The sequence below is a fragment of the Pseudomonas sp. B21-017 genome (assembly GCF_024749245.1).
Lineage (GTDB): Bacteria > Pseudomonadota > Gammaproteobacteria > Pseudomonadales > Pseudomonadaceae > Aquipseudomonas.
In genome coordinates, this window is sequence record NZ_CP087194.1 from 431436 (window position 1) to 443715 (window position 12280).

General features: G+C 60.5%; 7 protein-coding genes and 1 pseudogene. 6 read left to right on the top strand and 2 right to left on the bottom strand.

Features of this window, described 5'->3' with window-relative positions; genetic code table 11:
• Window positions 1–8: 8 nt before the first annotated feature.
• The 4 genes from LOY28_RS01955 (at window position 9) to hemE (ending at window position 9166) form a co-directional block, all read left to right on the top strand.
• Window positions 9–1616: an AAA family ATPase gene (locus LOY28_RS01955; protein WP_018928612.1), complete on the top strand. Its 1608-nt coding sequence runs from the start codon at window positions 9–11 to the stop codon at window positions 1614–1616.
• 351 nt (window positions 1617–1967) lie between these two features.
• On the top strand, window positions 1968–6413 hold the full coding sequence (gene gltB / locus LOY28_RS01960; protein ID WP_026286612.1) for a glutamate synthase large subunit: 4446 nt from the start codon (window positions 1968–1970) through the stop codon (window positions 6411–6413).
• Window positions 6414–6446: 33 nt separating this feature from the next.
• Window positions 6447–7865 (top strand): FAD-dependent oxidoreductase, encoded by a 1419-nt coding sequence (locus tag LOY28_RS01965; protein WP_007936832.1) that lies wholly within the window; start codon window positions 6447–6449, stop codon window positions 7863–7865.
• A 233-nt stretch (window positions 7866–8098) separates the two neighbouring features.
• Entirely contained in the window at window positions 8099–9166 is a 1068-nt protein-coding gene (gene hemE, locus LOY28_RS01970) for a uroporphyrinogen decarboxylase (protein ID WP_018928609.1), read from the top strand.
• 69 nt (window positions 9167–9235) lie between these two features.
• Here hemE and LOY28_RS01975 read toward each other — a convergent pair whose 3' ends face one another.
• Window positions 9236–10510, bottom strand: coding sequence for an MFS transporter (locus tag LOY28_RS01975; RefSeq protein ID WP_018928608.1), 1275 nt, complete (start codon window positions 10508–10510; stop codon window positions 9236–9238).
• Window positions 10511–10628: 118 nt separating this feature from the next.
• Between LOY28_RS01975 and LOY28_RS01980 the strand changes: the two genes are divergently transcribed.
• Together LOY28_RS01980 and LOY28_RS01985 are read left to right on the top strand one after the other, a co-directional pair.
• Window positions 10629–11522, top strand: coding sequence for a LysR family transcriptional regulator (locus LOY28_RS01980; protein ID WP_018928607.1), 894 nt, complete (start codon window positions 10629–10631; stop codon window positions 11520–11522).
• A 92-nt stretch (window positions 11523–11614) separates the two neighbouring features.
• A complete protein-coding gene (locus LOY28_RS01985; protein WP_018928606.1) occupies window positions 11615–12058 on the top strand; it encodes a DUF2846 domain-containing protein in 444 nt (147 codons plus the stop codon).
• Window positions 12059–12100: 42 nt separating this feature from the next.
• Here the strand turns inward: LOY28_RS01985 and LOY28_RS01990 are convergent.
• A pseudogene (locus LOY28_RS01990) lies at window positions 12101–12268 on the bottom strand (excinuclease); the annotation flags it as partial.
• Window positions 12269–12280 lie beyond the last annotated feature (12 nt).

The window sequence follows — 12280 nt, forward strand, 5'->3', positions numbered from 1 at the left end:
AGATCCCGATGACTAGTTTGCATGCCGACGAGGCTTTCCTCGGCCATTACCAGTTAAGTCATGACCCTTTCGCTCCACGGGTGCCTGGCTTCAAATTCTTCCCGGCCCAGCGCAAGCCGGTGCTGGGCCAGTTGCACCACCTGGCTCGCTACAGCCAGTTGCTGCTGGTGGTCACCGGTCCGCAAGGCAGCGGCAAAACCCTGTTGCGTCAGGCCCTGGTAGCCAGCACCAACAAACAGTCAGTGCAGAGCGTGGTGGTTTCCGCCCGTGGCGCCGGCGATGCCGCTGGCGTGCTGAATCAAGTGGCTCAGGCGCTGGACGTTGCTCAGGCCGAGATCGGTGCGATCCTGGCTCAAGTGGTGCAGCTTGCGCTCACGGGGCAGGAAGTCTATTTGCTGGTGGATGACGCCGAGCAACTCGACGAGTCTGCACTGGAAGCCTTGTTGGCCCTGGCTGCCGGCGCGCCGGAAGGTCGTCCGCATGTATTCCTGTTCGGTGAGTCCTCGCTGATTGCTCAACTTGATGCGCTGAGCCTCGAGGAAGAGCGTTTTCACGTCATCGAATTGCAGCCCTACACCGAAGAAGAAACCCGCGAATATCTGGATCAGCGTCTTGAAGGTGCTGGCCGGGGAATCGAACTTTTCACCGCGGATCAGATCTCTGATATTCACGAAAGCTCCGACGGTTGGCCTGGCAACATCAACCAGGTCGCCCGCGATGCAATGATCGAAGCCATGATTGCCAGCCGCTCAGCGGTCAAGCGTCCAAGTATGGGGTTCAACATGCCGAAGAAACACGTATTGGCAATTTCCGCCGTCGTCGTGGTCGCGGTAGCTGCCGCCTGGTTGATGCCAGGTCGCAACAAAGCACCGACCACCGGCGCGCCTGCCAACGAACAGGCACAACTGCCGCTGGGCCAGGGCACGCCAAAACCTAACAGTGCAGGCGCTCCCTCCGTGGAGTTCGCCGGTAATACGCAACCGATGCCATTGCCGTTGGTCGGTAACTCGCAGCCAGTGATGCGTGGTCCGTTGGCCGAAGCGGCTGGAGGCATTACCGAAGGCGATGATGGCGTACCGGTCGAAGGCTCCAGCGCCACACCGCCGACCGTGACCACCACTGCGCCACCGGCAGGCGTTCCAGCGGGGCCCGCGCCGACACCGGCTGCCAAGCCGACGCCTGCGCCGACTCAAGTCGCGACCGCCAAGCCTGTCGCGCCTGTGGCCAAGCCAGCGCCTGCACCGGCTGCCAAACCGGCTCCAGCGCCCGCCAAGCCGGCCGTCGTGGCCAAACCCGCCGAGAAGCCAGCTACCGTGGCCAAAGCCGCTGGTGGCAGCTGGTACGCAGGCCAGGCACCGGGCAGCTATGTAGTGCAGATCCTTGGCACCAGCTCCGAATCGACCGCGCAAAACTTCGTCAAGGAGCAGGGCGGCGAGTACCGTTATTTCAAGAAAGTGCTCAACGGCAAGCCGCTTTACGTCATCACCTACGGTAGCTTCGCCAACCGCGATGCAGCCGTTACTGCCATCAAGGCCTTGCCAGCGAAGGTTCAGGCTGGTAAACCTTGGCCTCGCACTGTCGCCAGCGTCCAACAGGAACTGGCAACAACTCGCTGAAGATTCGGCGGCCTTACCCAGGCCGCCTCTCCAAGCACCTCAAAATTTCTACAAGTGCGCGCGCTGTCTCTATAGACCGCGTGCCTTGTGGTGTCTGCGTCACAGTAGTCTTTGAGTCGCTGCGGTCAAAATTAAAAAAGTTTTGACTAGCACAGCATATCGCTTTAAACCTTTCACAAATGCGACATGGATTTGCGACATTTCGTCGTCAAATTTGTGAGCCTCTGTGTCGGTGTGTACAATGACCTCCCTTTTGCCCCGCAAAGCTGGCGTACGTTCGGCGTGGATGGTAACTGGTTGAATTGAAAAGAAATTTGCCTCGGTAAGAGGCAGCCTGGTGAGAAAGTGTCTATGAAAGCAGGTCTGTACCAACCAGATGAATTCAAGGATAACTGCGGTTTTGGCCTGATAGCCCATATGCAGGGCGAGCCCAGTCATACCCTTTTGCAAACGGCCATTGAGGCCCTGACCTGCATGACCCACCGCGGTGGGATCAACGCCGACGGCAAGACCGGTGACGGTTGCGGTCTGCTGATTCAAAAGCCGGATGTGTTCCTGCGTGCCATCGCCCAGGAAACCTTCGGCGTCGAACTGCCCAAGCAATATGCCGTGGGCATGGTCTTCTTCAACCAGGATCCGGTGAAAGCCGAAGCCGCTCGCGAGAACATGAACCGCGAAATCCTGGCCGAAGGCCTGACCCTGGTCGGCTGGCGCAAAGTGCCGATCGACACCAGCGTCCTCGGCCGCCTGGCCCTCGAGCGCCTGCCGCTGATCGAGCAAGTGTTCGTCGGTGGTGAAGGCCTGAGCGATCAGGACATGGCGATCAAGCTGTTCAGCGCCCGTCGTCGTTCGTCCGTGGCCAACGCCGCCGATGTCGATCACTACATCTGCAGCTTTTCCCACAAGACCATTATTTACAAAGGCCTGATGATGCCGGCGGACTTGACCGCCTTCTATCCAGACCTGAGCGACCAGCGCCTGCAAACTTCGATCTGCGTGTTCCACCAGCGCTTTTCGACCAACACGCTGCCGAAATGGCCGCTGGCGCAGCCGTTCCGCTTCCTTGCCCACAACGGCGAAATCAACACCATCACCGGCAACCGCAACTGGGCGCAGGCCCGTCGCACCAAGTTCACCAATGATCTGATGGATCTGGATGAACTCGGCCCGCTGGTGAACCGTGTCGGTTCCGACTCCTCCAGCATGGACAACATGCTCGAGCTGATGGTCACCGGTGGCATCGACCTGTTCCGTGGCGTGCGGATGATCATCCCGCCTGCGTGGCAGAACGTCGAAACCATGGACCCGGATCTGCGTGCGTTCTACGAATACAACTCGATGCACATGGAACCGTGGGACGGCCCGGCCGGCGTGGTAATGACCGACGGTCGCTACGCGGTGTGCCTGCTCGACCGTAACGGCCTGCGGCCGGCGCGTTGGGTGACCACCAAGAACGGTTTCATCACCCTGGCCTCGGAAATCGGTGTCTGGAACTACCAGCCTGAGGACGTGATCGCCAAGGGGCGTGTCGGCCCGGGCCAGATCTTTGCCGTGGACACCGAAACCGGTCAGATCCTCGACACCGACGCCATCGACAACCGCTTGAAGTCCCGTCATCCGTACAAGCAATGGCTGCGCAAGAATGCCCTGCGCATTCAGGCGACCATGGAAGACAACGACCACGGATCAGCGTTCTACGACGTCGACCAGCTCAAGCAATACATGAAGATGTACCAGGTCACGTTCGAAGAGCGCGACCAGGTGCTGCGTCCGCTCGGCGAGCAAGGCTACGAAGCCGTCGGCTCGATGGGTGACGATACGCCGATGGCCGTGCTGTCCCAGCGCGTGCGCACGCCGTACGACTATTTCCGTCAGCAGTTCGCGCAGGTCACCAACCCGCCGATCGACCCGCTGCGCGAAGCCATCGTCATGTCGCTGGAAGTCTGCCTCGGTGCCGAGCGCAACATCTTCCAGGAGTCGCCGGAACACGCCTCGCGCGTGATCCTCAGCTCGCCGGTCATTTCTCCGGCCAAGTGGCGCTCGCTGATGAACCTCGATCGCCCAGGCTTCGAGCGTCAGATCATCGACCTCAACTATGACGAGAGCGTCGGTCTCGAAGCCGCGGTGCGTAACGTCGCCGATCAGGCTGAAGAAGCCGTTCGCGCCGGTCGCACCCAGGTCGTACTGAGTGACCGTCACATTGCTCCGGGCAAGCTGCCGATCCACGCTTCGCTGGCGACCGGTGCCGTGCACCATCGCCTGACCGAAAAAGGCCTGCGTTGCGACTCCAACATTCTGGTGGAAACCGCGACCGCTCGTGATCCGCACCACTTCGCGGTGCTGATCGGTTTCGGCGCCTCGGCGGTCTACCCGTTCCTGGCCTATGAAGTGCTGGGTGACCTGATCCGCACCGGTGAAGTGCTGGGCGACCTCTATGAGGTGTTCAAGAACTACCGCAAAGGCATCACCAAGGGCCTGCTCAAGATCCTGTCGAAGATGGGCATCTCGACCATCACGTCGTATCGCGGTGCGCAGCTGTTCGAGGCCATCGGTCTGTCCGAAGAAGTCTGCGAACTGAGCTTCCGTGGTGTGCCAAGCCGCATCAAGGGTGCACGCTTCGTCGACATCGAAGCCGAGCAGAAAGCCCTGGCGGCCGAAGCCTGGAGCCCGCGCAAGCCGATCCAGCAAGGCGGTCTGCTGAAGTTCGTCCACGGTGGCGAATATCACGCCTACAACCCTGACGTGGTCAACACCTTGCAAGCCGCAGTGCAGCAGGGCGACTACAGCAAGTTCAAGGAATACACGTCACTGGTGGATAACCGCCCGGTGTCGATGATCCGCGACCTGCTCAAGGTCAAGACCCTCGACACGCCGATGGACATCAGCGAAGTCGAGCCTCTGGAGTCGGTGCTCAAGCGCTTCGACTCCGCTGGTATTTCGCTGGGCGCCCTGTCGCCGGAAGCCCACGAAGCCCTGGCCGAAGCCATGAACCGCCTCGGTGCGCGTTCGAACTCCGGCGAAGGCGGCGAAGACCCGGCGCGCTACGGCACCATCAAGAGCTCGAAAATCAAGCAAGTCGCCACTGGCCGCTTTGGCGTGACCCCGGAATACCTGGTCAACGCCGAAGTGCTGCAGATCAAAGTCGCCCAGGGTGCCAAGCCCGGCGAAGGTGGTCAGTTGCCAGGCGGCAAGGTCAACGGTCTGATCGCCAAGCTGCGTTACGCAGTGCCGGGCGTGACCCTGATTTCGCCTCCGCCGCACCACGACATCTATTCGATCGAAGACTTGTCGCAGCTGATTTTCGACCTGAAACAAGTCAACCCGAATGCGCTGGTTTCGGTGAAGCTGGTGGCAGAAGCGGGCGTCGGCACCATCGCGGCCGGTGTGGCCAAGGCCTACGCGGACTTGATCACCATCTCCGGCTACGACGGCGGCACCGGTGCATCACCACTGACCTCGATCAAATACGCGGGTGCGCCGTGGGAACTCGGCCTGGCCGAAACCCACCAGACCCTGCGTGGCAACGACCTGCGCGGCAAAGTCCGGGTACAAACCGATGGTGGCCTGAAAACCGGCCTCGACGTGATCAAGGCAGCCATTCTCGGCGCTGAAAGCTTCGGCTTCGGCACCGCGCCAATGATCGCCCTGGGCTGCAAATACCTGCGCATCTGCCACCTGAACAACTGCGCCACCGGCGTTGCGACTCAGAACGAGAAGCTGCGCAAGGATCACTACATCGGGACCGTCGACATGGTGGTGAATTTCTTCACCTACGTCGCCGAAGAAACCCGTGAGTGGCTGGCCAAGCTGGGCGTGCGCTCCCTCGAAGAGCTGATCGGTCGTACCGATCTGCTGGAAGTCCTCGAAGGCCAGACCGCCAAGCAGAACCACCTGGACCTGACTCCGTTGCTCGGCAGCGATCACATCCCGGCAGACAAGCCTCAATTCTGCCAGGTCGACCGCAACCCGCCGTTCGACAAAGGCCTGCTGGCCGAGAAAATGGTCGACATGGCCACCTCGGCAATCAACGACCTGAGCGGTGCCGATTTCGCCCTGGATATCTGCAACTGCGACCGTTCCATCGGCGCGCGGATCTCCGGTGAAATCGCTCGCAAACACGGCAACCAGGGCATGGCTAACGCGCCGATCACCTTCCGCTTCAAAGGCACGGCGGGTCAGAGCTTTGGCGTGTGGAACGCTGGCGGCCTGAACATGTACCTGGAAGGCGATGCCAACGACTACGTCGGCAAAGGCATGACCGGCGGCAAACTGGTCATCGTTCCGCCGAAAGGCAGCGTCTACAAGACTCAGGACAGTGCCATCATCGGTAACACCTGCCTGTATGGCGCCACTGGCGGCAAGCTGTTCGCTGCTGGCACCGCGGGTGAGCGTTTCGCAGTGCGTAACTCCGGTGCTCACACCGTGGTGGAAGGCACAGGCGATCACTGCTGCGAGTACATGACCGGTGGTTTCGTCTGCGTTCTGGGCAAGACCGGTTACAACTTCGGCTCAGGCATGACCGGTGGTTTCGCCTACGTGCTCGACCAGGACAACACCTTCGTTGACCGGGTCAACCACGAACTGGTGGAAATCCAGCGGATCAGCGGTGAGGCGATGGAAGCCTATCGCAGCCACTTGCAACGCGTGCTGAACGAATACGTCGAGGAAACCGACAGCGAGTGGGGTCGTAACCTCGCTGAAAACCTCGATGACTATCTGCGTCGTTTCTGGCTGGTCAAGCCCAAGGCTGCCAACCTGAAATCGTTGCTTTCCAGCACCCGTGCCAACCCGCAGTGATATGCGCCTGAAGAGTTTGATGAGGTTTTAACAATGGCTGAACGTCTGAATAACGACTTCCAGTTCATCGATGTCGGGCGCAAGGATCCGAAGAAGAAACTGTTGCGTCAACGCAAGAAAGAGTTCGTGGAAATCTACGAACCGTTCAAACCCCAGCAGTCGGCCGACCAGGCCCACCGCTGCCTGGGCTGCGGTAACCCGTATTGCGAATGGAAGTGCCCGGTGCACAACTTCATTCCCAACTGGCTCAAATTGGTGGCTGAGGGCAACATCCTCCAGGCCGCCGAGTTGTCGCACCAGACCAACACCTTGCCGGAAGTCTGCGGCCGGGTGTGCCCGCAGGATCGTCTGTGCGAGGGGGCCTGCACCCTCAACGACGGTTTCGGTGCGGTGACCATCGGTTCGGTCGAGAAGTACATCACTGACACCGCGTTCGCCATGGGCTGGCGCCCGGACATGTCCAAGGTCAAGCCGACCGGCAAGCGTGTTGCGGTAATCGGTGCGGGCCCTGCGGGCCTGGGCTGTGCCGACGTGCTGGTGCGTGGCGGCGTGACGCCGGTGGTGTTCGACAAGAACCCGGAAATCGGCGGTCTGCTGACCTTCGGCATTCCTGAGTTCAAGCTGGAAAAGACCGTGCTGAGCAATCGCCGCGAAGTCTTCACTGGCATGGGCATCGAGTTCCGCCTGAACACCGAAGTGGGCAAGGACGTGACCATGGAACAACTGCTCGAAGAGTTCGATGCGGTCTTCATGGGCATGGGCACCTACACCTACATGAAGGGCGGCTTCGCCGGCGAGGACCTGCCAGGCGTGCACGACGCGCTGGACTTCCTGATCGCCAACGTCAACCGCAACCTGGGCTTTGAAAAGTCGCCGGAAGATTTCGTCGACATGAAAGGCAAGAAGGTGGTGGTTCTGGGCGGCGGTGACACGGCGATGGACTGCAACCGTACCTCGATCCGTCAGGGCGCCAAGGCAGTGACCTGTGCCTATCGTCGTGACGAAGCGAACATGCCGGGCTCGCGCAAAGAGGTGAAGAACGCCAAGGAAGAAGGCGTGAAGTTCCTCTACAACCGCCAGCCGATCGCAATCGTCGGTGAAGACCGTGTCGAAGGCGTGAAGGTGGTCGAGACCCGTCTCGGCGAGCCGGATGCCCGTGGCCGTCGCAGCCCCGAGCCGATCCCGGGTTCCGAAGAGATCATCCCGGCCGACGCCGTGGTCATCGCGTTCGGTTTCCGTCCAAGCCCGGCGTCGTGGTTCGAGCAGTTCAGCATCCAGACCGACAGCCAGGGCCGCGTCGTGGCGCCGGAGCAAGGCCAGTACAAGCACCAGACCAGCAACCCGAAAATCTTCGCCGGTGGTGACATGGTGCGCGGTTCCGACCTGGTGGTGACGGCGATCTTCGAAGGCCGCAATGCCGCTGAAGGGATCCTGGATTACCTGGGCGTCTGATCGACGCCTGACCCTGTAGGAGCCGGCTTGCTGGCGATGAACGATAACGCGGTGTACCTGATACATCGCGTCGTCTGAATCGCCAGCAAGCCGGCTCCTACAGTGTTTTGTGGTGCTGCAAAGTCTGCATTTCACCGCGACAAATTGACCCGATAGACAAAAGGATCGGCTCTTGCCGTGCCTTTTGCGTCGCGCTCTGAGAAAATGCCCGCACTTTTTTTCCGGATGCCGACATGACTGCCCTGAAGAACGACCGTTTCCTTCGCGCCCTGCTCAAGCAACCCGTAGACGTCACCCCCGTGTGGATGATGCGTCAGGCCGGTCGCTACCTGCCTGAATACCGCGCCAGCCGTGCCAAGGCCGGTGACTTCATGAGCCTGTGCATGAACCCGGCGTTCGCTTGCGAAGTCACGATGCAACCGCTCGACCGCTATCCACAACTGGACGCGGCGATCCTCTTCTCCGACATCCTGACCATCCCCGATGCCATGGGCCAGGGCCTGTACTTCGAGACCGGTGAAGGTCCACGCTTCAAGAAAGTCGTCAGCACCTTGGCTGACATCGAAGCGTTGCCGATTCCTGATCCACAGAAAGACCTCGGCTACGTCATGGACGCAGTCAGCACCATCCGCCGCGAACTGAACGGCCGTGTGCCGCTGATCGGTTTTTCCGGCAGCCCATGGACCCTGGCCACCTACATGGTTGAAGGCGGTTCGTCGAAAGACTTCCGCAAGACCAAGGCCATGCTCTACGACAACCCGCAAGCCATGCACCTGCTGCTGGACAAGCTTGCGCAGTCGGTCACCTCGTACCTCAATGGCCAGATCCTGGCTGGCGCGCAAGCGGTGCAGATCTTCGACACCTGGGGCGGTAATCTCTCGGCGGCGGCGTACCAGGAATTCTCCCTGGCCTACATGCGCAAAATCGTCAGCGGCCTGATCCGCGAACATGAAGGCCGCAAAGTGCCGGTCATCCTGTTCACCAAGAATGGCGGCCTGTGGCTGGAAAGCATCGCCGACGCCGGCGCTGATGCGCTAGGCCTGGACTGGACTTGCGACATCGGTGAGGCCCGTCAACGCGTCGGCAACAAAGTCGCCCTGCAAGGCAACATGGACCCGACCGTGCTTTACGCCAAGCCAGAAGCCATCCGCGCCGAAGTCGGCCGGATCCTCGCCAGCTACGGCAAGGGCAGTGGTCACGTGTTCAACCTCGGCCATGGCATTACCCCGGAAGTCGATCCGGAGCACGCAGGCGCTTTCTTGCGCGCGGTGCATGAGCTGTCGGCGCAGTATCACGAGTGATCGTCGCCCGATAAAAAACGCCCGGCATTTGCCGGGCGTTTTTGCATCAAAATCAAAAAGATCGCAGCCTTAAGCTTTCAAATTCTCCAACGGCGGCAACTTCGCCAATTTCAACGCCACCAACAGCGCAATCACCAGCAATCCGCTGATGAACAGCCCGATCCCGTTCCAGCCACCCAGATGCCAGGCCATACCGCCCGCCGTACCCGCGATACTCGACCCGGCGTAATAGCTGAACAGGTACAACGACGTCGCCTGCCCCTTGGCCTTGGTCGCGCGACGACCGATCCAGCTGCTGGCCACCGAATGCGCGCCGAAGAAGCCGAAGGTGAAGACCAGCATGCCGAAGATCACTACTGGCAGGGGCGTAAACATCGTCAACGCAAGGCCCGCGAGCATCACCACAATGGTTGCCCAGAGCACTTTGCGCCGGCCGAGCTGGTCGGCCAGGGCGCCGATTTTCGCCGAGCTGTAGATGCCCGACAGGTACACCACCGAGAGTAGCCCGACGAAGGCCTGGTCCATGTGATACGGCTCGGCCAGCAGGCGATAGCCGATGTAGTTGAACAGGGTAACGAACGCGCCCATCAGCACGAACGCTTCGACAAACAGCAGCGGCAGGCCGGCGTCGCGAAAGTGCATGGTGAAGCCGTCGAGCAGGCTACGCGGGTGCAGCGAGCGGGCGCGGAAGTTGCGCGATTCGGGGAGGATTTTCCAGAACACCGCGGCGGCAATCAGCGCCAGGCCGCCGATGACCAGCATTGCCGTGTGCCAGCTGACGAAGTCGATCAGCACCCCGACGATCAAGCGTCCACACATGCCGCCGATGGCATTGCCACCGATGTACAAGCCCATGGCCAGGCCAATGTGCTGCGGGTGGATCTCTTCGCTCAGGTAAGTCATCGCCACCGCCGCCAGACCGCTCAACGACAGCCCGACCAGCGCCCGCATCACCAGCACGCCTTGCCAGCTCGGCATCATCGCACTGGCCATGGTGCACAGTGCGGCGGCGAACAGTGCGGCGACCATCACCGGTTTACGCCCGATGCGATCGGAGATGGGGCCGGTGATCAGCAAGCCGATGGCGAGAAGGCCGGTGGCGACCGACAGGATCAGGCTGCTCTGGGCCGCATTGATGGAAAACTCGCGGGACAGCAGCGGCATCATCGGCTGTACGCAGTAGAGCAGGGCAAAGGTCGCGAAGCCTCCGGAGAACAGCGCCAGCACCGTGCGCATAAACATCGGTGTGCCTTTCTCGATGTAGATCTCGTTGTGTTCAGCGACGACATCATTCAGCGCGGCGGGCGGGATTTCATGGGCGAGTGGGGCGACAGCAGTTTTCACTTCGGACCTCGGAGGACGCAGCCGGTCAGGCAATGAAAAAATCATATAGCTGGCTAATGTTTCTATCCAATATATTGTTCGACCTGTTTGATAGGTTTAACGACCTAATGGAGTTTTCATGGAATTGCGTCACCTGCGCTACTTCATTGCCGTCGCCGAAGAACTGCATTTCGGCCGCGCCGCCCAAGTGCTGGGCATCTCGCAGCCGCCGCTGAGCCAGCAGATTCAGGCGCTGGAACAGGAAGTGGGGGCGCGTCTGTTCGAGCGGACCAATCGTCGGGTCGAGCTGAGTGAGGCCGGTCGGCTGTTTCTGGAAGAGGCGCGGCTGGCGCTGGCGCAGGTCGACAAAGCGGCGGATGTGGCTCGGCGGGCACAACTTGGTGAATTGGGTGAACTGAAGATCGGCTTCACCTCGTCGGCGCCGTTCAACTCGACCATTCCCCAGGCGATTTTCTCATTTCGCCAGCGCTTCCCGGCGGTGCACCTGAACCTGCGGGAAATGAGCAGCACCCAAGTGGCCGATGCGCTGGTGGACGAGTCGATCGAGGTCGGCATCATGCGACCGTTGGGCTTGCCGGACTCCCTCAGCGTGGTGGAACTGATGCGTGAGCCATTGGTGGCGGTGCTCAGCTCCAAGCATCCGCTGGTGGATGGCAGCGAAGAAGGTCTGTTCCTGTCCGCTCTGGCCCTCGAGCCGTTCGTATTTTTCCCGCGCAGCTATGGCAGCGGTCTGTACGCACAACTGCTCAGCCTGGCGCGGGACGCCGGCTTCAGCCCGCACTTTGCCCAGGAGGCGGGCGAGGCGATGACCATCATCGGGCTGGTGGCGGCGGGTTTGGGGGTATCGGTGTTGCCGGCGTCTTATCAGCGGATGCGCATTGATGGCGTGGTGTATCGGCCATTGCTCGATCCAGAGGCGATTTCGGCGGTGTGGCTGGTGCAGCGCAAGGATCAGAAGTCGCCGATGGCCAAGGCGTTTGTGGAGTTGTTGACGCGTAAGCTGATGCCATAGCGCTACAAGGTTTTTATTGGGTGCAGCCCTAGGTCTTTTAACGTATCGGCCGATACCGTCATTGGACTCATCACAAACTAGGGAGATACAGGATGTTCAAGCAGTTAACGTTCACCGCATTGCTGGCATTGTTTGCTCTGACCGGTGGTTGTGCTTCGGTAAAAATGGCCGATGAGACCCAGGACGCTCAAGCGAAGACTTTCCAAGTGAGCCCCGACAAAGCCAATATCTACGTTTATCGCAACGAGAGCATGGGCGCCGGGGTGAAAATGCCGGTGACCCTCAATGGCAAGCCTGTAGGGCAGACAGTCGCCAAGTCCTATCTGATGTTGGCCGTCCCGGCTGGCCAGCAGACGCTGGTGTCTTCGGCGGAAAACGACTCGGAACTGAAACTCACCGCAGAAGCGGGCAAAAACTACTTTGTCTGGCAGGAAGTGAAAGTGGGTTTCATCAAGGCGCGTAACAACCTGCAAGTCGTCGACGACAAGACAGGCCGTGCTGGTGTCGCTGAAAGCAAGTTGATTCAAGCGCAGTAAGTGTCTGGGCGGCCCCTGCGCTGAGCGTGGGGGCAAGCCCCTTCACCTCAAGTGTTGTTGCTGAACCTTCGCCAAATCCCCCTTCAACGCAACCCCGGCCATGATCGCCCCAGCGTGGCACTCATAGGTCTTGGCATCCTTGCGCTCATTGCTCTTGTAGAAGCTGACGAGGTTGGTCACGGCGTTGGCGCCGGCATGCTGGTCTCCTTGACCCTGGTATTT

Excerpts from the sequence above, each read along its gene's own strand:
- LOY28_RS01955 (WP_018928612.1), top strand. The coding sequence starts at position 9 with ATGACTAGTTTGCATGCCGACGAGGCTTTCCTCGGCCATTACCAGTTA.
- gltB (WP_026286612.1), top strand. The coding sequence starts at position 1,968 with ATGAAAGCAGGTCTGTACCAACCAGATGAATTCAAGGATAACTGCGGT.
- LOY28_RS01965 (WP_007936832.1), top strand. The coding sequence starts at position 6,447 with ATGGCTGAACGTCTGAATAACGACTTCCAGTTCATCGATGTCGGGCGC.
- hemE (WP_018928609.1), top strand. The coding sequence starts at position 8,099 with ATGACTGCCCTGAAGAACGACCGTTTCCTTCGCGCCCTGCTCAAGCAA.
- LOY28_RS01980 (WP_018928607.1), top strand. The coding sequence starts at position 10,629 with ATGGAATTGCGTCACCTGCGCTACTTCATTGCCGTCGCCGAAGAACTG.
- LOY28_RS01985 (WP_018928606.1), top strand. The coding sequence starts at position 11,615 with ATGTTCAAGCAGTTAACGTTCACCGCATTGCTGGCATTGTTTGCTCTG.